The organism is Georgenia muralis, assembly GCF_003814705.1.
In the GTDB taxonomy this organism is placed as follows: Bacteria; Actinomycetota; Actinomycetes; order Actinomycetales; family Actinomycetaceae; genus Georgenia; species Georgenia muralis.
The window spans coordinates 926,518-952,760 of record NZ_RKRA01000001.1 but is presented as its reverse complement, the minus strand read 5'-3'; the positions used below and the strand labels follow the sequence as shown (position 1 = coordinate 952,760).

The 26,243-nt window shown below is 73.0% G+C and carries 23 protein-coding genes; 14 read left to right on the top strand and 9 right to left on the bottom strand.

Features of this window, described 5'->3' with window-relative positions; all coding sequences use genetic code 11:
• The first annotated feature begins 32 nt into the window (after window positions 1-32).
• Window positions 33-905: an alpha-1,2-fucosyltransferase gene (locus EDD32_RS04105; protein ID WP_170175203.1), complete on the top strand. Its 873-nt coding sequence runs from the start codon at window positions 33-35 to the stop codon at window positions 903-905.
• On the opposite strand, the gene EDD32_RS04100 is transcribed toward EDD32_RS04105, so the two are convergent.
• A complete protein-coding gene (locus EDD32_RS04100) occupies window positions 906-1,655 on the bottom strand; it encodes an alpha-1,2-fucosyltransferase (RefSeq protein ID WP_211338719.1) in 750 nt (249 codons plus the stop codon).
• A 183-nt stretch (window positions 1,656-1,838) separates the two neighbouring features.
• On the opposite strand from EDD32_RS04100, the gene EDD32_RS04095 reads away from it, so the two are divergent.
• A complete protein-coding gene (locus EDD32_RS04095) occupies window positions 1,839-2,693 on the top strand; it encodes a glycosyltransferase family 2 protein (RefSeq protein WP_123914878.1) in 855 nt (284 codons plus the stop codon).
• Between the two features lie 12 nt (window positions 2,694-2,705).
• Here EDD32_RS04095 and EDD32_RS04090 read toward each other — a convergent pair whose 3' ends face one another.
• On the bottom strand, window positions 2,706-3,515 hold the full coding sequence (locus tag EDD32_RS04090; RefSeq protein ID WP_170175201.1) for a polysaccharide pyruvyl transferase family protein: 810 nt from the start codon (window positions 3,513-3,515) through the stop codon (window positions 2,706-2,708).
• Window positions 3,516-3,652: 137 nt separating this feature from the next.
• Entirely contained in the window at window positions 3,653-4,867 is a 1,215-nt protein-coding gene (locus EDD32_RS04085) for a glycosyltransferase family 4 protein (protein ID WP_211338718.1), read from the bottom strand.
• A 115-nt stretch (window positions 4,868-4,982) separates the two neighbouring features.
• Between EDD32_RS04085 and EDD32_RS04080 the strand changes: the two genes are divergently transcribed.
• The 3 genes from EDD32_RS04080 to EDD32_RS04070 are packed head-to-tail and all read left to right on the top strand — an operon-like array spanning window position 4,983 to window position 8,650.
• On the top strand, window positions 4,983-6,044 hold the full coding sequence (locus EDD32_RS04080) for an acyltransferase family protein (protein WP_123914869.1): 1,062 nt from the start codon (window positions 4,983-4,985) through the stop codon (window positions 6,042-6,044).
• A gap of 9 nt (window positions 6,045-6,053) precedes the next feature.
• Window positions 6,054-7,154 carry a glycosyltransferase family 4 protein gene (locus EDD32_RS04075; RefSeq protein WP_123914866.1) on the top strand — a complete coding sequence of 367 codons (1,101 nt, stop codon included), beginning with the start codon at window positions 6,054-6,056 and terminating at the stop codon, window positions 7,152-7,154.
• The gene (locus tag EDD32_RS04070; protein ID WP_123914863.1) at window positions 7,151-8,650 is read left to right on the top strand and encodes a hypothetical protein; all 1,500 of its coding nucleotides are present in this window, start codon (window positions 7,151-7,153) and stop codon (window positions 8,648-8,650) included. The genes EDD32_RS04075 and EDD32_RS04070 overlap by 4 nt, the downstream gene beginning before the upstream one ends.
• Here EDD32_RS04070 and EDD32_RS04065 read toward each other — a convergent pair.
• The 4 genes from EDD32_RS04065 to EDD32_RS04050 form a co-directional block, all read right to left on the bottom strand.
• Window positions 8,647-9,960, bottom strand: coding sequence for a glycosyltransferase (locus tag EDD32_RS04065; RefSeq protein WP_170175199.1), 1,314 nt, complete (start codon window positions 9,958-9,960; stop codon window positions 8,647-8,649). The genes EDD32_RS04070 and EDD32_RS04065 overlap by 4 nt on opposite strands.
• Window positions 9,961-10,055: 95 nt before the next feature.
• Window positions 10,056-11,891 (bottom strand): sugar transferase, encoded by a 1,836-nt coding sequence (locus EDD32_RS04060; protein ID WP_123914857.1) that lies wholly within the window; start codon window positions 11,889-11,891, stop codon window positions 10,056-10,058.
• Window positions 11,888-13,069 carry an LCP family protein gene (locus tag EDD32_RS04055; RefSeq protein WP_123914854.1) on the bottom strand — a complete coding sequence of 394 codons (1,182 nt, stop codon included), beginning with the start codon at window positions 13,067-13,069 and terminating at the stop codon, window positions 11,888-11,890. The genes EDD32_RS04060 and EDD32_RS04055 overlap by 4 nt, the downstream gene beginning before the upstream one ends.
• A complete protein-coding gene (locus EDD32_RS04050; protein WP_246006244.1) occupies window positions 13,069-14,241 on the bottom strand; it encodes a glycosyltransferase in 1,173 nt (390 codons plus the stop codon). Before EDD32_RS04050 ends, EDD32_RS04055 begins: the two co-directional genes overlap by 1 nt.
• 280 nt (window positions 14,242-14,521) lie before the next feature.
• On the opposite strand from EDD32_RS04050, the gene EDD32_RS04045 reads away from it, so the two are divergent.
• From EDD32_RS04045 to EDD32_RS04005, 8 genes are all read left to right on the top strand, one after another.
• On the top strand, window positions 14,522-16,345 hold the full coding sequence (locus EDD32_RS04045) for a DUF4012 domain-containing protein (RefSeq protein WP_123914848.1): 1,824 nt from the start codon (window positions 14,522-14,524) through the stop codon (window positions 16,343-16,345).
• Window positions 16,346-16,396: 51 nt separating this feature from the next.
• Window positions 16,397-16,618 (top strand): hypothetical protein, encoded by a 222-nt coding sequence (locus tag EDD32_RS04040; protein ID WP_123914845.1) that lies wholly within the window; start codon window positions 16,397-16,399, stop codon window positions 16,616-16,618.
• A 233-nt stretch (window positions 16,619-16,851) separates the two neighbouring features.
• A complete protein-coding gene (locus EDD32_RS04035; RefSeq protein WP_123914843.1) occupies window positions 16,852-17,718 on the top strand; it encodes a hypothetical protein in 867 nt (288 codons plus the stop codon).
• An 82-nt stretch (window positions 17,719-17,800) separates the two neighbouring features.
• Window positions 17,801-18,121, top strand: coding sequence for a hypothetical protein (locus EDD32_RS04030; protein WP_211338717.1), 321 nt, complete (start codon window positions 17,801-17,803; stop codon window positions 18,119-18,121).
• Between the two features lie 389 nt (window positions 18,122-18,510).
• The gene (locus EDD32_RS04025; protein WP_123920150.1) at window positions 18,511-19,665 is read left to right on the top strand and encodes an AI-2E family transporter; all 1,155 of its coding nucleotides are present in this window, start codon (window positions 18,511-18,513) and stop codon (window positions 19,663-19,665) included.
• Between the two features lie 132 nt (window positions 19,666-19,797).
• Window positions 19,798-21,162 (top strand): hemolysin family protein, encoded by a 1,365-nt coding sequence (locus EDD32_RS04020; RefSeq protein WP_123914837.1) that lies wholly within the window; start codon window positions 19,798-19,800, stop codon window positions 21,160-21,162.
• Window positions 21,159-22,196 carry a hemolysin family protein gene (locus tag EDD32_RS04015; protein WP_123914834.1) on the top strand — a complete coding sequence of 346 codons (1,038 nt, stop codon included), beginning with the start codon at window positions 21,159-21,161 and terminating at the stop codon, window positions 22,194-22,196. Before EDD32_RS04020 ends, EDD32_RS04015 begins: the two co-directional genes overlap by 4 nt.
• Before the next feature lie 243 nt (window positions 22,197-22,439).
• Complete coding sequence (locus tag EDD32_RS04005; RefSeq protein ID WP_123914831.1) at window positions 22,440-22,949, top strand: DUF4190 domain-containing protein; 510 nt, start codon at window positions 22,440-22,442, stop codon at window positions 22,947-22,949.
• Between the two features lie 126 nt (window positions 22,950-23,075).
• On the opposite strand, the gene EDD32_RS04000 is transcribed toward EDD32_RS04005, so the two are convergent.
• Both EDD32_RS04000 and EDD32_RS03995 read right to left on the bottom strand, forming a co-directional pair.
• Entirely contained in the window at window positions 23,076-24,569 is a 1,494-nt protein-coding gene (locus tag EDD32_RS04000; protein WP_123914828.1) for a multicopper oxidase family protein, read from the bottom strand.
• Window positions 24,569-24,913 (bottom strand): SHOCT domain-containing protein, encoded by a 345-nt coding sequence (locus tag EDD32_RS03995; RefSeq protein WP_123914825.1) that lies wholly within the window; start codon window positions 24,911-24,913, stop codon window positions 24,569-24,571. Before EDD32_RS03995 ends, EDD32_RS04000 begins: the two co-directional genes overlap by 1 nt.
• Before the next feature lie 273 nt (window positions 24,914-25,186).
• On the opposite strand from EDD32_RS03995, the gene EDD32_RS03990 reads away from it, so the two are divergent.
• Window positions 25,187-26,200 carry a F510_1955 family glycosylhydrolase gene (locus tag EDD32_RS03990; RefSeq protein ID WP_123914823.1) on the top strand — a complete coding sequence of 338 codons (1,014 nt, stop codon included), beginning with the start codon at window positions 25,187-25,189 and terminating at the stop codon, window positions 26,198-26,200.
• Window positions 26,201-26,243 lie beyond the last annotated feature (43 nt).

The window sequence follows — 26,243 nt, the reverse complement described above, 5'->3', positions numbered from 1 at the left end:
GGGCATGCTCGGTAACTGACTACGCTCGCGTCATGACCCCTGTCCAGAACAGGTTCGGGGCGCTCAAGCCGCTGGTCACGCGAACCGTCCGACGGGGCCGGCGCTTGGTACTGCTGACACCGGACCCCGGCCCCAGGTTCGGCAACTTCCTATACTACTGGCTGCACGCGGACATGCGGCGGCGACGGGGAGAGACCTACCTCGTCCTCACGCGGGACCACATCCAGCCTTGGCTGGAGGTCTTGCCGGCCGTGCGCGATGAGCTGACGACACAACGGGAAGCGGTGCGTCCGTGGGATCGGCGGGAGTGGCCTCCCACCTCCCAGTTCCAGCGGTTCGGAGAGGATTTCGGGCCGTCCGACCTCAAGGTGTTCATCGAAGACATGATTCTCGGGTCGCCGCTGATGCCGGACGCGCGTGAGGTTGATGACGGCGGAACGGACGATCCCGTCGTCCTTAACGTCCGTCGCGGTGACTACTACGCCATCCCCGAGTTCCGCCGGTCCTACGGCTTCAACCTCGAAACCTACATGGACGAGGCACTGCGAAGGATCAATGCCCGAGAGCCGGTTCGCACCATCCTTGTCGTCTCGGATGACGTGGCGTGGTGCCGAGAGAATCTCGGCGACCGGCTTCGCGCAATGGTGCCCGAGGTCCGTTTCATCTCTCCGGCCGCGACACCGCTGGACCACTTCCGCGCCGTCGCGAGCGCTCGCCGGCTCATCGGGGCGAACTCGACGTTCTCGTACTGGGCGGGGTACGTAGCGACGGTCCTCCACGGTGCGCGCGCCCATGTCGTCATGCCGGGCTTCCACTCCAGGGCCGTCAACGGTGGTCGCGCCTTCCAGCTCGACGTGCGGTGGGACGTGGTGCGAGACCTGCCCGGTGGCTGGTCGGCGGCCTAATCAGGAGTTCCACCCGCCGGGGATGTCCTCGATGATCGTCCAGCGGGGGTCGAGCTGGTAAGCCCGATGGTCGTTGCCCACGCGGGCGTGGAACCGAGGCATGATCACCTGAGCGGTCGGACCGTGGAGGACATCGTTCACGTAGGCCCCCCAGTAGGAGAAGGTTGAGTTCGTCCCGATGAGGCGGCGAGCCGTCGCGACGGTGCGGAAGTTCTCTAAGGGAGATCCTTCGGCATAGAGCACCGACGGGGCGAAGGAGTGCAGTAGGCCGTCGAGCCGCGAACGGCACCAGTCCAGCCCGTCGGACACGACGACGAGCGACGTCGCACGTCCTCCCGTGCGGATGGCCTCATCGAGGGCAACCTCGATGTAGGCGGGAGTGTCCATGGAGTGCGTTCCACGAAAGTAGGGCACTGCGTAGTAGTCGCCCCGGCGAATGTTGAGGGTCACAGTGTTTTCCTCGCCGTCGCCGACGCGCCCGGAGAGTCCTGCGATCAAGGTGCTTCTCACAAAGGCTTGCAGCTGCTCGCGGTTGAAGTCCAGGCCGAAGCGGTTGTGCAGCTCGAATCCCCACCCCAGCTGCCGGTCGCATCGGCCCATCTCGGTTCGGTCAATGGAAAGGGGACGCAGAGCCGGGAATGCCGTGAGCCAGGGCTCCATCGCTCTGGGGCGCAGGACGCGGTAACCGTCCCCGAGGGATCGGCGGCGGTGGGCGTCGAAGAGCAGGTAGAGAAAGTTGCCGAAGCCCACACCTCGCTCTGGTACGAGTTGCACCGTGCGAGTGCCCCGGCGAAGGGGGCGCATAGCCTTCCAGGTCCATTCCCCGAGCCTGGCCGTGACAGCACGACGCACGTCGACCATCGGGTCAAGATATCGCGTCCTAGACCGGTCGATGGGCGCACCGAGTTGCATTGTCGGCAGTAGTTTTCAACCATGATCGGGTTCATCACGTCGCTGCGGCACCCGCTCAACGCCTCGGACTACTCGCGCGTCGAGGCGCTGGCGTTGGCGAGCCTGCGCTCGGTGTGTGCACAGAGTTCGACGGAGTTCCACGTCGTCGTGGTCGGCAACCAGCCACCCGGGTTCCCGGTCCCCGCGCAGGTCACGTTCGTCCGCGTGGACTTTCCCCCACCCTCGGCCGTGGCCGGACCGCAAACCGGGCGTGAGGCCGTTCTCCTCGACAAGGGCACGAAGCTCGCCGTCGGTCTGCTCGAGGTCATCCGCCACAACCCCTCTCACGTCATGGCGTTCGACGCGGACGACTACGTGAGCAGGCGGATAGCGGCGTACGTGAATCGTCACCACACAGCCCCGGGGTGGTACGTCCAGAACGGGTGGCGCTACTGCCCCCCTCGCCGGTCCGTCCGACCCCAGCCCGACTTCTATCGACACTGCGGCACGTCCCACATCATTCGAGCAGACCTGTTCGAGGCGCCGATGCTCGATCCGTGCTCCGTGTCCCAGGACGAGCTCACGGCAGCCTTCGGGGACCGCCTGCGCGACCTGCTGGGCTCCCACGTGTACGCCGCCGACCGACTCGCGGCGGCCGGGACGCCCCTGGCGCCTCTGCCGTTCCCGGGCGCCCTGTACACGGTGGGCACAGGGGAGAACCACTCCGGGATCAGCATGGGTGGGTTCGGTCGACCGGTCAGCACGGCGATCGCTGTTGAGTTCGGCGTGCCCCCCACGCCGCGGAACCCGGTGGCACGCCTCCGCGCGGTGCTCCCCGGTGGCCAAGCGGTGGTGCGCCGAGCCCGGTCCCTCCTGCGCGCTGGGGGTGCGGTCTGAATGTGGGGCGGACTATGACGGCCCCCGTCGCGACGCGGAGGCGCTCAAGAGGTCGACTGCCGCGCTGAACGGACGCCGCACCTCGCCCGCGAAAATGTCGTGCAGGGTGCCGACGGAGGCGTCCAGCCCCTGCATGGCGACGGCGACGGCGGCGGCGTCGGCGCGGCGGGTGCGCGCCGCGAGCTGAGTAAGGGTTTCGCCGGGCCGAAAGTCGTACCGGCGGGTGGCGCTCGGTGTCACCACTGTCTCGTAGTCGCGGAACTTGAAGTCCCCGCCGGAGAGAGCCGGCTGCAGCACGGTCCACGCAGCTGGTATGCCGTACGCATCGGCGACGACCAGGCCGTGGAGCGAGGTGGTGAGGATCGCGTCGCAGGCTGCGATCCTCCGCACCGTCCGGGCGGGCCGGTCGTGGACGTTGATCACGCGGACCTCGGCAGGGAAGTTCTTCGCCGGGGCGAGAAAGTTGGGGTGGTCTCGGTGGTGACCATGCGGCACGAGACCGAGCCGCCAGCGGACCCTCGGGCGTGGGATCAGTCGAGAGACGAGCAGCGCTGGGTCGCCGAGCACGGTGGTCGAAGGCACGCCGAGGTGTTCGCGAGTGAGCGCGCCACGCACGGCCACGACGGTGGCGTTCGGCAGGGGCCTCGGGCGGTCGTCGATGAGGCCGCTGCCCCACACGACGCCCGCGAAGTCCGTCGGGAGGTGCTCAAGGATGCTGCCCACACCGACGAGCCGAGCCCGGGACGGGGCTCGGTGGACCGGAGCGATCCCGAAGTGCGGGAGGAGCCACGGCGTCATCTCGTCGCCGAAGTTGGGATGCATGTCCCACCAGTACGTGGGAACGACCGGGCCCCTCGGGTACATCGCCGGTGTCAGAGCAACGCCGGCCGCCCGCCTCAGCGCGCGCGCTCGTCGCCGACCCGTGCCGGAGTAGTCGACGAACGAACGCAGGGCAGGACTCAGGACCATCGGCGCCCCCAGTGGATCGATCGCCGAGGGCGGGGGCGCGGCGATCGGGAGGGTGCGAGGACACGGTCGTAGATCGCTTCGTACAGCTCGCGCGTGCGGGTCCAGGTGTAGGCGTGAACACGTTCGGAGCCCCGCCCGGACAGACGTCGTCCGAGTGCCGGGTCCCGCAGGACCGAGTCGATCGCATTTGCGAGGGCGGCCGGGTCGGTCGGGTCGACGACGAGGCCGTCGACCCCGTCCTCGACGAGGTCGCCCGGCCCGCCGAGGCTCGTGGCGACGAGAGGGGTGCCGGCGCGCCAGGCCTCGAGCACGACGATGCCGAACGCCTCCTGGCGGCTCGGCACGACGACGACGGCGGCGGACGTCATCTGCCGGGCGACCTCGTCGGAGTTGAGTCGCCCCGGCAGCTCCACCAGGCTCCTCAGGCCGCGGGCGTCCACCCCAACCTGGAGGGCGCGGAGCTCACTGCCGTCCCCGCCGATGACGAGCCGAGCCGGGGTCTGGAGCCGGGCAAAGGCGTCAAGCAGCAGGTCGAAACCCTTGGCACGCTCGACCCGCCCGACGGCGAACACGGTCGGGAGCTGGTCAACAGCGGGACGCGGCGCATCGCCCGGCCGCGGCCCTGGCCCGGGGCCGTCGAGGTCGACGCCGTTGGGGACGACGACGCCGCCCCAGGCGCCGAATCGTTCCGCGAGGTCGTCGACGACGAGTCGGGAGCAGCCGGTGACCGCCGAGGCGGACCGGAGCGACCGGATGAGGCCTGTCCGGAGCAACCGGGACCGCGAGAACACATCGTGGTCGTCGGCGAACGTCTCGCCGTGGGAGCTCACCACGAGGGGCACCCGGGCGACCAGGTGCAGCGCAAGCGCGTACAGGCCGTTCGGTCCGAAGCACTGGACGTGGAGGACCTCTGGCCGTAGGTCCCGCCACGCACGCAGCCACCGGAGGGCGGCGCCAGGTGCGGTGCCGAGAAACCGGAGAACGGCGCCGATGGAGCCCGCCGGTTGGGGACAGGGCAGGTAGCGCACCTCCAGCCCGTCGACGAACCTGGTGCCCAGCGACTCCCCGCGGTCGACCGTCCAGACGGCCACCTGATGCCCGGCCGATCTCAGCTCCTGCGCGACGTGGAGAGTGTGCTCCTCCACCCCGCCGACGTACGGGGCGAACGAGCTCGAGACGAGCGCAACGCGGCGAGGGCGGCGCATCATCTCCCCCTGTCCCATCTGCCCGTGCGGGTGCTGCCAGCATAGGGAGAACCCCGTCCGCACATGACGGATTGATGCACCCACGAGCGCAGCTTCACATTGGGATACTGACCCGATGACCACGGGGCGCGACCGCACGATCGACGTCGCGCGCGGCCTCGCCATGGTGGCGGTCGTGGCAGGGCACGCGCTACGTGGGCTGCAGTCGGCCGGCATCGCTCCTGGCGCCGGGGCGTGGTCGGACCTGGGGCTCTTGCTCTATCTCGTGCACCTTCCGATGTTCGCGCTGCTCACCGGCCTCCTGCTGCCGGCGGGCGTCGACCGCGATGGGGCGGCGAGATATCTCCGGAGACGGGTGCCGGAGCTTCTCTACCTCTTCGTGCTCTGGACCCTGATCCAGGGGGCGTTCGAGATCGCTGCCAGCTCCTTGCGCAACGGCCGGACCACCTGGCTCGAGGTGCTCACGTTGTGGGTCCCCATCGCGCACCTGTGGTTCCTGCCGCTCCTGGTGGTCGCGGTCACCACCGCGGCTCTCGTCTCGCCGTGGCGAGGTGGTCCGGCTCGGGTGGTGGCCACCCTCGCCGTGATGGCGGTCAGCCTCGCGGGGTGGGGCGTCGACGGCGCCTACGTCTGGGAGCGGGGTGCCGCGCTCCTGATGTTCTTCGCCGCGGGCGCATGGATCACCCGCGCACGCTTCAGCGGGGTCGTCGCCGCGCTGCCCCCCTTACGTCCGGCTCTCGTGGCGCTCTGTGGCGGTGCAGTGCTCGTGGCGATCGCCGGGGTGGGCGACCCGACGGCGCCGACCATGAACGATCCGGCCAGGACGGCCCGCACCGTGGCTCAGGGTCTGGTCGCTACCACCGCGGGAGTGGGAGGTCTCCTCGCGCTGTCGGCGATTGTCGCGCGGTTCTCAACTGTCTCGGGATGGCTTAGCCACATCGGTGCCCGGTCCCTGCCCATCTTCCTCATGCATATCCTCTTCACAGCAGGGACCCGAGCGGTGCTCGTCGCTCTCGGGCTCGCGGATCCCCGCGTCCAGCTCGTGCTCGGGACCGCGGCGGGCGTGGTGGGCCCGCTGCTGGCCCTGCGGGCCCTGCGCCGCGCTCCGTGGCTGTTCCACGCGCCCTGGGTCGTGCGGAGCACGCGATCCCCCACCCTGCGTCCCGCTGAGCCCTAGGCTCTCGACATGCCGCAGCTCGTCCTGGCCACGACCGCCGTCGGCGCGCCGATGGGGGCGCAGGTCTACCAGGAGGAGATAGCGGCCCGGGCCGTGTCCGCGCTGGCGGGCGTGACAGCCGCAGCGGACGCCGGGACGGCCGATGGGGCGGCGCCCGGCCGACCGCCGGACGCCTGGCGGGTCTCGCGGCTCGTGGCCAGGTCCATGCGCTCGACCCTGCCGGGCAACCGGCGCCTGCCCATGGGCCCACTCAGCCGCGCCGGAGTCCGGACACGTCGGCTCGCGGGGGCCGCGCTGTACCCGCGCGGGGCCGTCGTGCACCGCATGACTCTCGAGCTGCCCCCAGCGCCCGTCGACGTCGTCACCCTCCACGACGTCGTCGCGTGGCGGTTCCCGGACGAGTCTGCACCCGTCGCGGCTGCGCCCGAGGAGATCCGGCGGGCGGCCGCGGTCATCTGCGTGTCCCGCTTCTCCGCGGCCGAGGCGGTCGAGCTCCTCGGAGTCGTCGACCCCACCGTCGTCCACAACGGCGTCGACGACCGCTACCTCGACGCCACCCCCGCGCCATCCGAGCAGCTCGCCCGGCTCGGCATCACCGGGCCCTACGTGCTCCACGCCGGCGGGGCGTCCCGGCGGAAGAACCTCGAGGGGCTCGCTGCCGCGTGGCCGTCGGTCCGCAGCAGCCGGCCGGACCTCACGCTCGTCCTCACCGGCCCGCCGCACCCGCGCCGGGACGACCTCTTCCGGGACCTCGCGGGTGTCCGGCAGGTCGGCCGGGTTCCTGACGACGTCATCGCCGGGCTGCTCGCCGGCGCAGCCGCCGTGGTGGTGCCGTCCCTCTACGAGGGCTTCGGCCTGCCGGCGCTCGAGGCGATGGCGGCGCGGGTGCCGGTCGTCGCGGCGCGGACCTCCTCGCTGCCGGAGGTGGTCGGCGACGGCGGCATCCTCGTCGAGCCGACGCCGGCGGAGATCGCCGAGGGCATCCTCTGGGCGGTGTCGGGCGACACGGCCGTGGACGGGCTCGTCGCCCGCGGTCGGGAGCGTGCAGCGGAGTTCACGTGGGAACGCAGCGCCGCGGGTCACGCCGCCGTCTGGGCAGGCCTGTCGTGATCGGTCAGCTGGGAACGGCGGTCCTGCTCGTCGGAGCCGTGGTTGCGCTCGGACTCGCCGTCGTCGCCGGACTGCGCGAGCGACTTCACGTCCCGACGGTCACCCGGGCCGCGCTCGTCCCTCTCGCCGGTCTGGCCGTGGTGGGGATCGCGACGTTGCTGGTCGGCCATGTCGGACTTCTCGGCGCCTGGCTCCCGTTCGGTCTGGCCGCTGCCGGGACGGTCACGGCGGTGGCCGCGCGTCGGCCGGTCGGCGTCCTCCTCGCGGAGCTCGTCGTGGGCGCGAGGGCCCAGGTCCGGCTCACGCCGGTCCCGGTGCTCGCGGTCGCCGCCGGGCTGGGTGTGGCGGCCATCGCGGCCCTGGCGCCCCCACTGCGGATCGACGAGCTGGAGTACCACTGGGCTGCGCCGGTGGAGTGGGCCGCGGCAGGGAGCTGGAACGACAGTCCCTACAAGCACGTGGACGGCTTCCCGTTCATGGAGATCGTCTATACCGCGGCCGCGACGCAGGGCTCGTACGTGGCCGCGCACCTGCTGCACCTGCTGACCCTGCCGGCCCTCGGGCTCGCCGCCGCCGGGGCCGCCCGCGTCATGGGCGTGCGCGCCACCGGGGCGGTCGCCGCCGCGGCCATGGCGATGCCGGTGGTGTGGGACCAGGCCTACACGGCCTACAACGACACCGCCGCGAGCGCCTTCGCCGCCGCGGCGGTCGCCCTGGCCCTGGCGACCGCAGCGCCGGCCGGCACCCTGGCAGCGACCGTCCGGGCAGGCCCGACCGGCGTCCGGACCGCTGGACGCACCCTGACGACCGGCCTCGTGGCGACGTCGGTCCTGCTTGCCGTGGCCATCAGCATCAAGCCGACGTCCGCCGCCGCGGCGGGCGCCGTCGGGCTCGCACTGCTGCTCCGCTGGTGGGCCGAGGCCCACCGTCCGGCCGGGGCCTACCGCACCGTGGTACGGCAGTGGCTGGTGCTCGGGGCGACGGCGGTTCTCACCCTGGGGTTCTGGTCGGTGCGGCAGTGGCTGATCACCGGGTACCTCGTGGACCCTGCGCTCGGAGCGACGCCCAGCGTGGACGTCCTCTCGCGGCTGCCGTCGCGTACCGACCAGCTGCTCGTGCCGGTCATGCCCCTCGTCACCGGTCTCGTCGGGAGCCAGGAGCCGTGGGGCGGGCGCACCTCCCTCGTGGTCCAGCTGCTCCTCGTCCCGGCCCTGGCGTACGTGCTGTGGCGGCGCGGGACGGTGCTACGGCGGTTCACCCTCCTCGGTGCCACTGCCTGGGTGCACTGGCTGGTGCTGGGCACGCAGGTCGTCCGGACGCGCTTCCACGGCCTGTCTTGGGTGTTGCTGGTCGGTGCCGTGCGGGTCGCCCTGGAGGATGCCGCCGAGCGACACCCGCGGTGGCGGCCCTGGCTCGAGATCGCCTGGGCAGGCGGTGTGCTCCTCGGTCTTGCGGACGTCTCGTTCGAGATGGTGCGCGCCATCGCCCAGATCTAGACCGTCGTCGTCGTCGCCGCCGTCGCCGCCGCCGTCGTCGCTGCCCGCTCTGGGAAGAGCCACGCCAGGTACCGCCCGGCGACCTCCGGCCACGCGAACGCCGCCGCGGTGGCGACGGCCTCCGCGCTCATCGCTGCCCGCTCGGCGTCCGGCATCGTCGCCGCACGCACGAGCGCCCGGCCGAGCGCGCCGGCGTCGCGGTGCGGCACGAGGAAGCCGTTGACGCCGTCGACGAGGATGTCGTCCGCGCCGCTCTCGGCGGTCGCGACGCACGTCCGCCCGTGCGCGAGCCCCTCGAGCAGGGAGACGGGCAGTCCCTCGGCGTCCCCGGTGTCCGTGATGATCGACGGCACGACGTGGACGCTCGCCGCGGCGAGGAGCTGGGTCTTGCGAGCGCCGGTGACGTAGCCGGTGAACTCGACCGCGTCGTCCAGCCCGAGGCTCCTGGCCAGCTCCTGCAGGTCCGGCAGCAACGACCCGTCGCCGGCGACGACGAGGCGCCACCCGGTCAGCGACCCGCGCGCCTCCGCGAAAGCCTCGAGGAGGTAGGCGACCCCCTTCTTCTCGGCGAGCCGGCCGAGGAAGAGGATCGTCGGCGGGACGTCGTCGGTCGACGGGAAGGAGGCAGAGGCGGCCGGCGCCTCCACTGCCGTCGTTCCGCCGGCGAGCACCGGCACCGTGTCCACCCCCATCGGCAGGATCGGCACGTCGGCCGACCGCCGGTCCCACTCATCCGCGGGGAAGAACCCGCCGAGCCGTTCGAGCGAACGCCGGCTCACCGCGGTGACCGCCCGCGCCCGCCGCGCGTGCCAGCGCACCACTCGCGGGCCGAGCACCGGCACCTTGTGCCACACGGCGACGTCGGCGGCGTGGGTGGTGAAGACGAACGGCGCACCCGTGAGCACGCACGCCCAGCAGGCGGTCAACCCCTGCGGGGTGAACCAGTGGGCGTAGACGAGCTCGGGGCGGACGCGGCGGATCAACCGGACCAACGCCACGAGCTCCCCGACGAAGAAGAACGGCACGAGCACGTACAGCAGCCGGTTCTCCTGCAGCGCCGGCAGGATGCCCCGGCCCGCGAGCCGCTCCGCCTGCCACGGCCAGAAGTAGTGGAAGCGGTGCTCGAAGAAGTGCTCGTGCCGGGTGAACCGGTGGGTGCGCGAGCGCGGGTCGTGCGGGGCGAGGACGTGGATCTCCAGGCTCGGGTCGAGACGATGCATGGCTTCGACCTGGTCCCGCACGAAGGCGGGTACGGGGTCCTCCGCGTTCGCGGGGAACGTCGATGCCACCACCACGAGCCGCTGACCCACGCGGGACATCCTCGCACGCCGGTGGCCTTCGGCGGCGCCGATCGGTCCGGACGATCCGGTGTGGCCACGTGACCCCGACCGCGGCCACCACCGCCTCAGTAGGCGCCGCGGGCGCTGATGACGGCCTTGGCGGTCTTGAGGATGATGATGAGGTCACCGGCGACCGACCAGTTCTCCACGTACGCCAGGTCCAGCCGGACGCCGTCCTCCCAGGACAGGTCCGAGCGGCCACTGACCTGCCACAGGCCGGTGATGCCCGGCTTGGTGAGCAGGCGCCGGCGCACGTGCCCGGCGTAGCCCTCGACCTCGCTGGGCAGCGGCGGCCGAGGTCCGACCACGGACATGCGCCCGAGGAGGACGTCGAAGAACTGGGGGAACTCGTCGAGGGAGAACCGCCGGATGAACCGGCCCACCCGGGTGACCCGCGGGTCGTGCCGCATCTTGAACAGCACGCCGTTGCCGTCGTCGTGGCCGCGAAGCTCCGCGAGGCGCTCCTCGGCGTCGAGGGCCATCGAGCGGAGCTTGTGCATGGTGAACATCTCGCCGTTCTGCCCCACCCGCAGCTGCCGGAAAATCACCGGGCCGCCGTCCTCGAGCTTGATGGCAAGGGCCACGAGGGCGAGCACGGGGGCCATGACCGTGAGGATCAGCGAGGCGACGACGACGTCGAGCGCCCGCTTGGCCAGGTGGTTGAACCCGGAGTACTGGGGGAGGTCCACGTGGACCATCGGGAGGTTGTGCGCGGGGCTGGCGTGGACCCGCGGCCCGGCGACGTCGGTGAGCTGGGAGACGAGCATGAGCTCGACGTGGGTGTTCTCCAGCTCCCAGGCGAGCAGCCGGATGTCCATGCGGGGCAGACCGCCGGCGACGACGACGGCGCCCACCGCCGGGGTGTCGACGAAGGCGCGCAGGTTCCGCCTCGGGACGTGCGGCAGACCGTCGTGGCGGTCCGCGTCGTCCTTGGCGTCGACGATCGAGACGGCGACGGCGCGGTAGCCGGCCTCGGGGTTGCGGCGCAGCTCGTCCAGCGCCCGGCGGATCTCGGGACGGCTGCCCACGACGACCACGCCGGTCATGTGCCGGCCCTGCCGCCGTCGCGCACCGAGGTGGATCCGCAGGGCGAGCCGGCCGAGGAGGACGAAGACGAGCCCCAGCGGGAACGCGACGGCGAAGTAGACGCGGGAGAGCTCGATCTGGAGGAGGTAGGAGCCGATCGCGACGATCCCGAAGGCGGTGAAGGTGCCGGTCACGACCTTGCGGTACTCCTCCAGCCCGGCCCCGACCACCCGGCGGTTGCGGGACTCGTTCGCGGACAGAGCCAGCATCCACACCGCGGCGAAGGCGGCGCCGACGACGGCGTACGAGAACAGCTCACCCGCCACGAACACGCGGCCCTGCGCACCGCGCACTCCGAACCGGGCGAACTGGGCGGCGAGGAGGGTGAGGGTGACCATCGCGGCGTCGACGACGAGGAGGACGGCGCGGTACCTGCCGTACCAAGGCGGAGTGGCGCCGTCGTCCCTGGGGGAAGGAAACGACGGCGCCACGCCTTTCCCGGCCTGGGGACCGGGAGTCAGGGGGGCCAGCGAGACGTGGGCGTCAGGCGCTGGGGCTACGACCGCGGGCTGCGGCTCGTCGACCGGTGCCGTCACGGACGGGCCCTCGAGCACGGGACCGGCGGGCGGGCCGGCGAGCCGGCCGGCTGCGGTGGGGCTGGCGACCGGGCCGGCGACGGCCGGGCTCGCCGGGGCGCGGCCCGCCGCCACGTCCTCCTCGACCGTGGCGCGGTGCCGGCCGGTACCCGCCGCGGGCTCGGGGGACGGCGCCAAGAGGCTGCCCTGGACCAGGCGCAGCCCGCTCGGGTGACGGCGGCGCCGGGCGGGAGACTCTCCGGCGAGGAGGTCGACGATCTCGCGCGCGCGCACGGTCACCGCACCTCCTCGCCGAGCACGGTGGCCAGGTCGGGCCGGGTCCGGAGGAGCTCGGCCACCCGGTCCTCCGCGAAGGCGCGGGAGACCTCGGCGAGCCGGGCGTCGTCGAGCCGGACGATGGACTGGGTGCCGTCCGGGCTCCACCCGGTCCCCAGGTGCGGTGCGGTGACGAACAGGACGTCATCGCGCTCCATGCCGCCCAGGTCCAGGGCGATGGCGCGCATCTGGTCCACGCCCAGCCCCCCGTCGACGGCGAGGGACTCCGCCACGACGGTGACCAGCCCTGCCGTGCGCACCGGGTTGGCGAGGACGTTCTCGTCCACCGCCGACTCCACGATCGCCCGCAGCCAGTTCTGCTGGCGCTGGACCCGGTCGAAGTCGCCGCCGGGCAGGCCGTACCGCTCACGCGTGTAGGCCAGGGCCGCTTCGCCGTCGAGCACGTGCGTCCCGGGCGGGTACACCTGCCCGCGGGTGTCCAGGCCCTCGGGCAGGGTGAGCTCGACACCGCCGAGGGCGTCGGTCAGGCGGGAGAACGACTCGAAGTCGGCGACGGCGAAGTGGTCCACCCGCACGCCGGTGAGCTGCTCGACGGTCTGGATCATCAGGGTCGGTCCGCCCCAGGAGAACGCGGCGTTGAGCTTCGCCTGCCCGTACCCCGGGACGTCGACCCAGGAGTCGCGCGGGAGCGACATCACGGTGAGGTTCTCCCGGTCGCCGGAGAGCTGGGCGAGCATGATCGCGTCGGTGCGCTGGGCGCCGTAGGCCCACTGGTCCGGGTCGCCCGCCGAGATCCGGCTGTCCGAGCCGAGGATCAGCGCGGTCAGCGGTGCACCGGTCGCGACAACGGCGGTGGAGCCCTTGGCCGGGTCCGGGGCCTGCTGGCCGGCCGCCGGCGGCCGGGAGGGCAGGGCGAGGAACGGGTCGTCGAGCCACTCCACCGCCTCACCCACCCGCTGCTGGACGGTCACGACCGCACCGACGAGCACCACGCCGAGGACCGCGACGAGCGCGGCGACGGCGACCAGTACCCGGCGCGTGCGGCGGACGTCAGGTGCGCCGTCGGCAGGTGCGTGGTGGTCGCCGGGCGCGCCCTGGTCCCGCCCGTCCAGGAGCGGTCCGTCCGGCTGCGCGAGGAGCAGGCCGCCCGGTGGGTCGGCCGTGGCGGGTCGCCGGGTCATCAGGCCGCCGCTCGGTGCCGCGCGCGCGAGACGCGCTTCTCCGCGATCCGCGCGGCCATGGGCTCGTCGGCGCCGAGCGACGTCGCGAGGTGGTTCCCGCCGGCCTGGGACGCGGTGAGCGACTGCGGCAGGAACGTCCCGACGGCCAGGCGCAGCCGGTGGTTGAAGCTCTCGATGCCGAAGTGCGCCACGTGCATCTCGATGAGGCGGCGGTCCCAGGGGCGCTCGAGGGCCTCGACGAGGGCGTCGGCGATGGCGTCGGCCCGGGGGGCGTCGAAGAACACGCCGTTGCGGCCCTCGACGACCGTGTCGAGGTAGCCGCCGTCGCGGAGCACGACCGAGGGCTTGCCGAAGGCACCGGCCTCGAGCGGGGAGAGGCCGTAGTCCTCGTACGACGCGGCCGCGAGCGCGGCGCTGTTGCGGTAGAGCCAGCGCAGCTCGTCGTCGTCGACCCGGCCCAGGAGGTGGACGCGCTCGCCGGCCATGGCCTCCAGCCGTGGCCGGTCGGGCCCGGCGCCGACCACGACGAGGTGGACGTCGGGCAGGGAGTTGACAGCGGCGATGACGGCGTCGACGTTCTTGTACGGCATGAGCCGTGCCACGCAGAGCACGAAACCGGGCTCGATGCCCGGCACGGCGCGCTCGCCGCCGGCGGGCATGAGGGCCGGCGGCGGGGAGAGGACCTGCGCCTCGATGCCGTACGTCTCGGCGATCGCCCGCTGGGTGACCGTGGAGTTGGCGAGGTAGAGGTCGGCGTGCGCGGCCGCGCGGGCGTCCCACCGGCGCAGGCGCCCCGAGAGCCCCCCCAGCGCCGCGGCGGAGACCATGTGGGTGGCGCGCCCGGCCAGGCCGGGGTTACTGTGCGAGCCGAGGTAGCGCTCGCGCTGGTAGAGCCAGCGGGCAGGCGCGTGGCAGTACACCACCGTGTGCGTGGCGCCGCGGTACCCGTGTGCCCAGCCGGTGGAGCTGGCCACGAGGACGTCGCCCACCACCTTCTGCGAGCTGACCGCCGGCGCGAGCAGGGGCAGGGCCAGCCGGTGGCTGCGGCGCAGGAGGGAGAGGCGGTCGAGACCGCTCGTGCGCAGGTCGATCTCGCCGAAGTCGGGGAAGGTTCCCTTCGGGTCGTACAACGTCGTGTACATGGGCGAGCCCGGGAACGCCCGGGCCAGCATGAGGGCCACACGCTCCGCGCCGCCACGCTGCGTCGCATAGTCGTGTGCGAGGACAACTCCACGAGTCATTCTGATGCGCCCCCAGTCGCCGAACTGACACCCCCATTGACCCCCAACGGCGTGCGGACATCGATAGCCCCGAGGATGAAAACGGGGGTGATATCCCGCTTTCACCCCCTCCCGTGCAGAGGGTGAGGCGGGGTGAGGCGGGTCGCAGGGGAGGGGGTCCGGTGCCACGAAAGCGCGCCCCTGAGTCAGGGGCCGCTCCTACGATGACGCCATGACGGACCCCCGGCACACCGCGGCGGTCGACGACGCGCCCGCCGCCCCGCTGCCCGAGGGTCACCCCGACCGCCCCCGTCACCGGGGACGGTGGGTCGCCCTCCTCGTCACGCTCGCGGTCCTCGTCCTGGTCGTCTCCGCCGTCCTCGTCGGACTGGACGCGCTGCGTGCGCAGGCGAGCCTGCGCACGGCGGGCTCCGCCGTCGGGACCCTGCGCACCCAGGTCCTCGACGGGGATCGTGAGGCCGCGGCGACCACGCTCGAGCGGCTCCGGTCCGATGCCGCGGAGGCCCGCGCCGACACCCGCGGTCCGCACTGGTGGCTCGCCGCCCGGATGCCCGTGGTCGGAGCGACGGTCAAGGCGGTCCAGACCGTCACCGAGGTGGTCGACGACCTCGCCACCGGCGCCCTGCCGGAGCTCGCGGAGGCCACCGCCGTCCTCGACCCCGCCGTCCTCAGCCCGGAGGAGGGCCGGATCGAGCTCGACCCGTTCATCCAGATCGCCCCCCGGGTCACCGCTGCCGACGACGAGGTGCAGGAGGCGGTGATCCGCCTCGGCGCCGTCGACTCCGACCGGGTCCTGCAGGAGGTCCGCGGCCCGCTCACCGAGCTGCGCGGGATGGTCGACGACCTCGCGATGACGACGGCGACGGCGTCCCGCGCGGTCCAGCTCCTGCCCTCCATGCTCGGCGCCTACGGCGAGCGCCGCTACGTCCTCGTCGCCCAGAACCCGGCGGAGGCCCGGGCCACCGGCGGCATCCTCGGCGCGTGGATCTCGCTGACGGCCAGCGACGGTGAGATCACCCTGGGCGAGCAGTTCGGGGCCGGGCCCTTCAGCACGGAGGAGCCGGTCGTCGAGCTGACCGCCGAGGAGGAGGACCTCTTCACCGAGCGGCTGGCCGTCTTCGGCGCGAACCCCTCGATGACGCCGGACTTCCCGCGTACCGCGGAGATCGTCAGCGCCATGTGGACCGGGGCGCGCGGTGAGCACGTGGACGGCGTCGTCTCCGTCGACCCGGTGGTCCTGCAGCGGGTGCTGGGGGTGACCGGTCCGGTCGAGCTCGCCGGCGGCCGGCGCCTGGACGGGGACAACGCCGCGCGGGTGCTCCTCAACGAGGTCTACGTCGAGCTCTTCCGCGCGGAGGAGCAGGACGCCGTCTTCGCCGACGCCGCCAGGGCCGCCTTCGCCAGGCTCCTCACCGGCGGCGGGAACCCGGCCGCGCTCCTGCCCGCCCTCGCGTCGTCCGCCGACGAGGGTCGGCTCATGCTGTGGTCGTCGGACCCGCGCGAGCAGAGCCTGCTGTCCGGGACCGTGCTGAGCGGGGAGCTGCTCGGCGAGGTCGACGGCGCGCCCGAGCTCGGCGTCTACCTCAACGACGCCAGCGCCACCAAGATGAGCTACTACCTGGACACCGCGGTCACGGTCGAGCGGACCGCGTGCCTGTCCGACGGCGCCCGGGCGCTCACCCTGACCCTGGACATCGCCTCCACCGCGCCCGAGGAGGTCAGCTCCTACCCCGACCAGCTCACCGGGCGCGGGTGGCTGACGCCCGGTGAGGTCTGGACCAACGTCATGGTCTACAGCCCCGCCGGCGGGCGGATCGAGGCGGTGCGGCTCGACGGCTCGGCGGAGTCGGTCACCGGCTTCTACGCCCACGAGGGCATGGTCGTCTCGGTCACCCGGGTCACCCTCACCCCCGGGGCGGCCCACGTCCTCGAGGTCGACGTCGAGACCGCCGCCGGTCAGGACGCCCCGGCCCGGGTTCGGACGACGCCGCTCGCGAGCCCGACAGAAGTCGTTGTGAACGACTCCCCATGCTGAGAGGCTTGCGCTACGGTTGTCGAGATAGCCCCTGACTGAATGAGGCACCTCATGAAGCTCTCCCGCACTGTCGTGTCCATCGCCGCCGTCGCCGCGCTCGTCGCGATCCCCGGTGCGGCCTTCGCCGACAGCCACGTCGCCGACGACCAGTCCTGCGAGGCGGAGGCTCCCGAGTACGGCGGCGTCTGCCCGGACGACGACGACAAGAAGCCCACGCCCAAGCCGACCCCTGCTCCCACGCAGAAGGTCATCCGGACGCTGCAGACCCGCTGACGCCCGGGATCCGGGGCTCTGGGGCGCCCCGTTCCTGGACTCGCGGAGGTCGAGATCGGCCGTCCGCGGGAGGGATCGCACCACAGGTGCGGTCCCTCCTCCACCTGGCGGGGCATCGCGGTGGTCGTGAGCGTCCGGCTCGTTCCCGCGTCGGGAGCGCCGACCGGCCACGCGGCCGCACGGTGCTGTGATCCACTGGTGACGAGACGCACACCCCCTGTGAGGACGTGACGATGAACCGACGCCGGAGCACCGCAACGGCAGCGCTGAGCCTTGCGCTCGCGGCCGCCGTCGGTCTGGCGGCGTGCAGCAACGACCCTGGACGGACCGTCAGCTCGGCCTCCACCCGCACCGCCGCGGAGGGCGTCCAGGAGGCCGGCGAGGCCGCCGGTGAGGACCCGGCCGAGACCACGGGCGTGTCCCAGCAGGCCGAGGCCGACCCGGGGGAGGCACCACCGCCCCTGGACCCGGGCGTCTTCGGCCACGAGGACTTCGTCGGCGCGATCCAGATGGAGTTCCGGGGCGACCGGACCTCGGAGTCCGCCATCATGGCCGACTCCGCCTACGACGCCTTCTTCGGCGGCGACTACGACCGTCCGTCGGCGGGCGAGACCGCGGTCCTTCGGCTCACGGCGATGGTCGACCCGCGGGACGGCAACCGGCTGCTCATGATGGGCGCGGTCATCGACACGATCACCGACCCCAACGAGCTCGTCATCGGTCTGCACAACGTGCTGGGCATCGACGGCTCCGTGGCGCTCAACGGCGAGGAGTACGAGGGCCGGGTCGCCGGCGCGAGCGGCGTCATGGAGATAGGGGACCGGGTGACCATCTGGACACCGCACCCCAGCGAGGCGGACCTGGTCTACCGGTACGTCTACGAGGTGGTCCAGCCGGAGGACGCCGAGGGCAGCTTCGCCCTGTACGAGTCGGACCTCGACATCGACGAGAAGGTCTACCGGGAGAGCCCGAGCGACGACGTCTACCAGCTCTCCACGTACATCTGCTGGCCCCCGAACCAGCTGGCCCAGCGACTCGTCACCCGCCTGCACCTCGTGGAGAGCTCGGTCGAGCAGGGCTCGGTCGCACCGCTGGACTGACCGTGCGGACCGCCGGCAGCGCGATGACGATCACCGACGCCCAGCGCGACGTGCGCACGGTCTACCACGGGGGCTGAGGCCGGTGCCGTCCTACCGTGTCCGCGTCCCCGTGGGGCTGCTCCACGCCGGGGTGACGCCCGAGAGTGTGCTGCCTGCAGCGTCGGAGGCCGTCGCGCGGCTCGTCAACGTCGAGGCGCGCGACCTCGCCGTCGTCTCCGGCCGCGCCGTCGTGACGGTCCGGTTCACGGCCGCGGACGACGGAGAGGCACTGCCTGCCGCGGACGCCGCCGTCGCCGAGGTCGCCGCTCTGGCCTCGACCGGTCCGCCCACCGTGGAGCGGCGCGACCGTGGCCGGTGGGCGCCGCTGGGCGACCGGCACAGCTGGAGGCTCGGCGGCGACTGATCCCTCCGTCGCCGAGCGATCCCCGCACACCGCTCTCGTTGGGTGACGGGGGGATCGTTGGGTGACGGGGGGATCGTTGGGCGACGGACGGATCGTGGTGACGGCGCCGGGATCGTGGGGTGACGCGGCGATCGTTCGGCGACGCAGTGTGCGGTCCGCGCTCCTCGGGCCGCCGCCCCTGACGTGCCGCGCGGCGGCGGGAGTGCCAGCCTGGGGCGGTGAAGATCCGCAGACCGCGCTCCCGCGGCGGCGCCACGAAGAGCCCGGCCACCTCGACATCGTCCGCGCCCGGTGTCGCCCCCCGGGCGCCCGGCGCTCCGGCCCCCCGGGCGCCCGGCGGTCCCGCCGGTGCGGCAACCCCGACTGCCGCCTCCGGCGCGGCCGCCGCCATCACCCAGGGATCGCGGCGCCGCCGGCGCGGCATCTGGGAGGACAGCCTGGGCCGGGCCGCGATCCGGGCCGCGCAGGTCCTGCTCGTCCTCGGCCTCGCCACCGTCCTCGTCATCGGGCTGCGCGAGCTCAAGCTCCTCGTCATCCCGATCCTCATCGTCACGATCCTCGCCGCGGCCATGAGCCCGGCTGTGGCCTTCCTGCGCCGCCACGGCTGGCCCAACGCCCTGGCCACGTGGGCCACCCTCATCATCGGCCTCGGTGGCCTCGGGACCATCCTGTGGCTCGTGGGCCGGGAGATCCGAGACGAGTCCGACCAGCTCGTCGAGGGCGCCGAGAGCGGCCTCGACCAGCTCCAGGACTACCTGGCCACCGGCCCGCTCGGGATCAGCGAGGAGCAGATCACCGCCGCCCGGGAGCAGCTCACCGAGTTCCTCACCTCCGACACCGTCCAGGGCGGGGCGATCGCCGGGGCCTCCGCCGCCATCGAGGTCGTGGCCGGGACGCTGCTCGGCATCGTCATCCTCTTCTTCCTCCTCAAGGACGGCCGCGGCATCTTCGGGTTCTTCCTGCGCCCGCTCGACGAGGACGTCCGCCCGCGCGTCTGGCGGATCGGCGAGCGTTCCGTGACGGTCCTCGGCGGGTACGTGCGTGGCACCGCCGTCGTCGCGCTCGTCGACGCCGTCGTCATCGGCGTCGCCCTGGTCATCCTCGGGGTCCCGCTGGCCCTGCCGCTGGCGACCATCGTGTTCCTCGGCGCCTTCATCCCGCTCATCGGCGCCACCCTGGCCGGCACCCTCGCCGCACTCATCGCCCTGGTCGCCAACGGCCCGGTGACGGCGCTCATCGTCGTCGCCGTCGTCATCGGCGTGAACCAGCTCGAGGGTGACCTCCTCGCCCCCGTCGTCATCGGCAAGGCCCTCGCGCTGCACCCGCTGGCGATCCTGCTCGCCCTGACCGCCGGGACGATCGTCTCCGGCATCATCGGTGCGCTGCTCGCGGTGCCGATCGCCGCCGTCGCCTGGGCGGCCCTCAAGGAGTGGCGGGCGACCGACCCGGACCGCGGTCCGGACCAGATGGGCGACGGCGGGCCCGGCGACGACGCCGTCGCGGCCCCCGCGCGGAGGCCGCTGCGCCGGCGTTCCGTACAGTAGAGGGGTGAACCAGAATCCTGACGCCCGTCCGGGCGCCGGTGGGATCCCCGTGGCCGAGGCCGCGGACAGCTCGGAGCCTGACAGTCCGGGCCACCATCGACGCCCCGCCCCTTCGACCAGGCGGGTGAGGGCATGACCGAGTGGTTCCTCCTCGCGATCGCACTCGTCCTCATCCTCGCCAACGCGATCTTCGTCGCCGTCGAGTTCGCCTACATCACCGTCGACCGTGCCACGGTCGAACGCGAGGCCGAGGGCGGGGACAAGCGCTCGCGCTCCCTCCTCGGCGGCCTCAAGACCCTCTCCACCCAGCTCTCCGGCGCCCAGCTCGGCATCACCGTGACCTCGCTGCTCGTCGGCGCGCTCGCCGAGCCGTCCCTGGCCACGCTGCTGCGCGGCCCGCTGGGCCTGACCGGCCTGCCCGATGCCGCGATCACCGGCCTGTCGCTCACCCTCGCGCTCGTCGTCGTCACGTACGTGCAGATGATCTTCGGCGAGCTCGTGCCCAAGAACTGGGCCATCGCCGAGCCGCTGCGCGTGGGCCGCGCCGTCGCCCTGCCCCAGAAGATCTTCGCGACCGTCGCCGGGCCGGTCATCCGGTTCCTCAACGGTGCCGCGAACATGGTCCTGCGGGCCATGGGGATCGAGCCACGGGAGGAGCTCGCCTCCGCCCGCACGGCCCAGGAGCTCTCCTCCCTCGTGGACCGCTCGCACCGCCAGGGCACCCTCGACCGGCCGACGGCGGAGCTGGTCATGCGCTCCATCGAGTTCGGCCACCACAGCGCCGGGGACGTCATGACCCCGCGCACCCGGGTGCACTTCCTCCGCGCCGAGGACCCGGTCGCGGAGGTCATCGCCCAGGCCAGCGCCACCGGCCACGGCCGCTTCCCCGTGATCATCGACACCGTCGACCACGTCGTCGGGTTCGTCCACTTCAAGCACGCCCTCTCGGTGCCCGTCGCCGAGCGGGGCGAGCGGCCCATCGGCGAGGTCATGGTCGAGCCGCAGGCCGTCTCGGAGACCATGGAGCTCGACCCGCTCCTCGCGACCCTGCGCGAGGCCGGCCTCCAGATGGCCGTCGTCGTCGACGAGTACGGCGGCACCGCCGGCATCGTCACGCTCGAGGACCTCCTGGAGGAGATCGTGGGGGAGATCGAGGACGAGCAGGACGACGGCGAGCGGCGCCACCACCGCGGCGCTGACGGCAGCCTCACCGTCTCCGGCCTGCTGCGACCCGACGAGGTCAGCGACCTCATCGAGCTCGAGCTGCCCGAGGGCGAGGACTCCGACACCGTCGGTGGGCTCGTCACCGAGCTCCTCGGGCGCCTGCCCGAGGTCGGCGACGAGGTGGTCCTGGAGTGCTCGGACCACTCCGACGTCGAGCACGTCGGCCGCCGCACCGTCGAGGTGCGCGCCACCGTGGTGCGCATGGACCACCACCGGGTGGCCGGGGTCCGCCTCCTGCCGCTCGACCACGACGCCGAGGAGGCCCGCCGATGAGCACCGGAACCGCGCTTCTGGTGGCCCTGGGGCTGCTGATCTCCAACGCGTTCTTCGTCGGGGCCGAGTTCGCGCTCATCTCCGCCCGGCGCACCCAGATCGAGCCGCGGGCCGCGGAGGGCTCGCGCGTGGCCCGCGTGACCCTGCGCGCCATGGAGCGGGTCTCGCTCATGATGGCGGGAGCCCAGCTGGGCATCACCGTCAGCTCGCTGGGGCTCGGTGCCATCGCCGAACCCGCGCTGGCCCACCTGCTCGAGCCGGTCTTCGCCTCTCTCGGGGTGCCCGAGGGGCTCGTAGACCCCGTGGCGTTCACGATCGCCCTGGCGATCGTGGTCTTCTTCCACATGGTGCTCGGCGAGATGGTCCCGAAGAACATCGCCCTGGCCGGTCCCGACCGGTCCGCGCTCGTCCTCGGGCCCATCCTCTACGGCATCGTCTGGGTCATCCGGCCGGTCGTGTGGATCCTCAACGAGTCCGCGAACATCGTCCTGCGGATCCTGCGGGTCGCCCCGCAGGACGAGGTGACCACCGCCTTCACCCGCGACGAGGTGGCCGGCCTGGTGGCGGAGTCCGGCCGCGAGGGCTTCCTGGACGAGGAGGAGCTCCAGCTCCTCGTCGGCGCGCTCGGCTTCGAGGAGCGCACCGTCGCCCAGGTCCTCCTCCCCTCGGCCGAGCTGGTCACCACCACCCGAAGGTCGACGGTGGCCGAGCTGGAGGAGCTGAGCGCCACGACCGGCTTCTCGCGCTTCCCGATCCGCTCCGACGACGGCGCGATGCGTGAGTACGTCCACGTGAAGGACCTGCTCACCACCGACCCCGCGGACCGGGACCTCCCCGTCGCGGCGGCCCGGCTGCGCGCGCTGTCCCAGGTGCGCTCGGACGACTCGCTGCGCACCGTCATGCGGGTCATGCAGCGCGAGGGCGCACACCTCGCGGCGGTGGAGGAGGGCGGTGCGCTGCTCGGCGTCGTCGCCCTGGAGGACGTGCTCGAGGAGCTCGTGGGGGAGGTCCGCGACGCCACCCGTCGCGACTGAGCCGGCTTCTTCCGACCGACGTCGTGGGGGCCGGGTGGACCACAGGGTCGCCCGGCCCCCGCCGTCGTCCGACGTCGTCCTCGTCGTCCTCGTCGTCCTCGTCGTCCTCAGCCGACGGTGAGCCGGGCGAGCCGCAGGCCGCGACGTCCGGCGCGTGCGGCGCGTTCGCGGGGCATCTCGGGCATCGCGTGTGGTTCGCTTGAGGCCAGGCACACGCCCGACCCCTTCCCCTGAGGAGACCACATGTCCGACTGGACCCGCGACAGCAGCCAGGGCTCGAACAGCCCCGACGCCTACGGCGCGCCCTCCGCCGACTCCGCCGGCACCCACCAGACCGGCAGCCAGCAGTACGGCAGCCAGCAGTACGGCAGCCAGTACGGCCAGACCCCCACCTACGACCAGGACGGGTACGGTGGGCAGCGCTACGGCCAGACCGGCGCCTACGAGCAGGGCTACGGCTCGCAGCACGGCGCGCCGATGGCCCCGGCCGCGCCCATGCAGTACTCGCAGCAGAGCGTCGACGCCGACAAGGCGGTCACCCTGTCCCTGGTGTTCGGGATCCTCGGGGTCGTCCTCATGCCGATCATCTTCGGTCCGCTCGCCCTGTGGCAGGCAGGCAAGGCCGAGCGCCTCGGCAAGCCCGCCACGGCGGGCAAGGTCCTAGGTTGGGTCGGCACCATCCTCGGCATCCTCGGGGTCATCGCGCTCATCCTCTTCGTCGTCCTCGGGGTGGCGTCGATGAGCACGGTCTGACGTCCTCGGCAAGGGCCGGTCACCACGGGTGGCCGGCCCTTCGGCCCCCCCCGGGCGCGCGCGGCCACCACGTGCGGTCCCGCACGGCGCGAAGGCGCCGGCGTCACAGCGTGCCGAGCGACGCCGTCAGGCTCGCACGTCGACGACGCCCATCATCCCGGCGTCCTCGTGGTCGAGGATGTGGCAGTGGTAGACGGTCCGGCCGGTGAGGTCCTCGAACGGCACCCGCACCACCACGCGTGAGCCCGCCGGGACGGTGACGACGTCGCGCCACGTGGGGGGCCCGACGGTGGCACCGGCCGCCTCCACCACCTGCATCGGCCACACGTGCAGGTGGAAGGGGTGGTCCATCGGGGTGGGGTTGTCGATGACCCACTCCTCGACGGTGCCGGCCGCGACGTCCTGGTCGGTGCGCTCGGCGTCGAACCCGCGACCGTCGAAGCCGAAGGTCATCCCGCCCGGTCCGCGGCCGCCACCCATGCCCATGGTGAACGTCAGGGTGCGGCGGGCGGCCGGCTCGACGTCGCGCAGGTCGCGGACCGCACCGGCCGGCGGGAGCTCCTCCGGTGGCTCGGCCGGCGTCCCGGCCACCTCGAGGGTCGCGAGCGTGACCGGCTCCGAGGAGGCGGTCGCCCCGCCCATCATCCCCATCATCCCGCCCCGTTCGTGGGGGAGGGCCCGCAGGGTCGCCGCTCCCTCGGCGGCGGTGACGAGCAGGTCCGCCCGGTTGCCGGGGGCGAGGAGCAGGTCGCCGAACGGCGTCGGCTCGGCCTCGCGGCCGAGGTCGACCCCGAGGACCGTCACCTCCTGCCCCTCGAGCTCGAGCCGGAGGTGGCGGGAGGTGCAGGCGTTGACCACCCGCCATCGCTGCCGCTCGCCCGGCGCGGCGGTGATCCTCGGCCGGACCTGGCCGTTGACGAGGACGGTCTCGCCCTCGCGGCCCATCATCCGCTCGGGCTGCGACACCTGCCGCACCCCGCCGTCCTCGGTGAGGGAGATGTCCGAGACGACGAGGACCCGGCCGGCCGGCAGGTCGTCCTCGACGACGATGGCGCCGTAGAGGCCGGTGAACATCTGGTCCGCCACCATCCCGTGGTGGTGGGGGTGGTACCAGAGCGTGCCCGCGGGGTGGTCGTCGGGCAGGACGATCTCGTAGTCGAAGCTCTCCCCGGGCCCGATCGCGAGGAAGGGGTTGTCGCTGTTGCCCTCCGGGGAGACGTGCAGGCCGTGGACGTGGAGGTTGGTGACGTCGTCGAGCCGGTTGACGAGGCGGACCCGCAGGGTGTCGCCGGGACGCAGGAGGAGCGTCGGGCCCGGCACCGTGCCGTTGTACGTGAGGAGCCGGGCGGTGACGTCGCCGACCCTCACCTCGCGCTCGGCCATCTCCAGCTCGACCTCGAGGACGCCGCCCTCGCTCGTGAGCACGGTCGGCTCGACGAGCGTCGCACCGTCGGCGTCGGGGGTGACGCCGCCTCCCGCGCGACCGCCGGGACCGTGGGCGTCCGGCGGCGCGGCGGACCAGGGCAGCGGGGTCTGCGCGGCGCCGATGCCGCCGACGACCACGCTGCCCACGCCCGCGGCGCCGAGCACGAGGGCCTGCCGCCTGGTGAGGGGGCGCATCAGTCCTGCAGCCGCTGGAGCCGTTCCTCGTACTCGGCCGTGTCGATCTCGCCCCGCGCGTAGCGCTCGGCGAGGATCTCCCGCGCCCGGGAGCCACCGGGACCCGACGGCCCCGAGGGGCCCGGCTCGCCCGGCCGCCAGGGCTGACCCGGCCGACCCGACGGCGCTGTGGTGCCCAGCGGTGGCGCGGCCCGGTCGACGCCACGGTCGACGCCACGGTCGACGCCGCCTCCGAGCAGCCTGACCACGAGGACCACGAGCAGGACGATCCCGACCACGAGCAGCAGCCAGAAGAGCCAGCCCCACCCCATCGAGCCGCCCATGCCCCAGCCGTCCCACATCATCGGTGTCCCCTCCCCGCTCCGTGGCGCTCGACCGAGCGCGGTCCGTACGTCGAGCGTATGCCCGCGTGGGACGGGCTCGTCGGCTCGTGGGGCAGGCTTCACGAACTCTTCACGACACCCGTGCCCACGGTCACGGCTGTCGACGACAAGGCCCCCAGCACGCGCTGACCGTCTTGACCCGACCCGGTCCGCGCGGCCATCGTAAGGGCCGGCCCCGGAACAGGGCGGGGCCGGGGCGGTGCCCGCCCCCGTGGACCCCCACCTGAGGACGTCATGCCTGACCACCGCACGCCGGGCCGGCTCGGCCGCGTGCTCGTCCCTGCGCTCGCGACCGCCCTGCTCGCGTCCTGTGCGACGGGCGGGGACCCGAGGGAGACGTCCGTCGCGAGCGTCGAGCTGGCGGTGACGTCCGACGCCTCCGGTGCCGGGGTGGAGGAGGCGCCGCGCGAGGCGGGTGCCGACGACGCGGGGGCTGCCGAGGGGCGGGCTGATGCCTCGGCCGCGGACGCCACCGCGGCACGGCTGCTCGCCACCTCGACACCGGCCACCGCGGCGGACCTCGGCCACGTGCACGACCTCGCCCTCAACGAGGCGGACGGCCGGGTCTACGCCGGGACCCACGACGGGCTGTTCGTGCTCCTCGACGGCGCCGCGTACGCCGTCGGCGAGGGACGCCAGGACGTCATGGCGCTCACGGCGGCCGGCACCGGCACGTTCCTCATCAGCGGCCACCCGGGTCCCGGCGAACCCGGCAACGCGAACCTCGGCCTGCTCGCCAGCACCGACGGCGGGCTCGGCTGGACCGAGCTCGCCCTCGGCGGGCAGGTGGACTTCCACTCGCTCACCGCCGCCGGCGAGGACGTCTACGGCTTCGACGCCACCACCGGCACGGTCCTGCGCAGCGACGACGGCGGCGCCACCTGGAGCGGCGGGGCCGTCCTGGGGCTGCGTGACCTCGACGCCGACCCCACCGCCGAGGGCCGGCTCGTGGCGACCACCGACGACGGCCTCATCGTCTCGGACGACGGCGGCGCCAGCTTCGGGCCGCACGACCGCCAGCCGCCCGAGCCGCTGCTGCTCGTCGACCACGCGGGGTCGGCCCTGTTCGGCCTGGGTCTTGACGGGACGGTCTGGTCACTCCAGGGCGGCACGTGGCACGTCGCGGGCAGTCCCGGCGGCGCGCCCGAGGCGTTCCTGGCCCTCGACGCGGACACCCTCCTCGCTGCCGTCGACGCGGTGGTGCTCCGCAGCGACGACAGCGGGCAGACCTGGGACGTCATCTCCTGAGCCCCAAGGAGCGCGACGACGCTCCACGGCGGCGCCCCGTCAC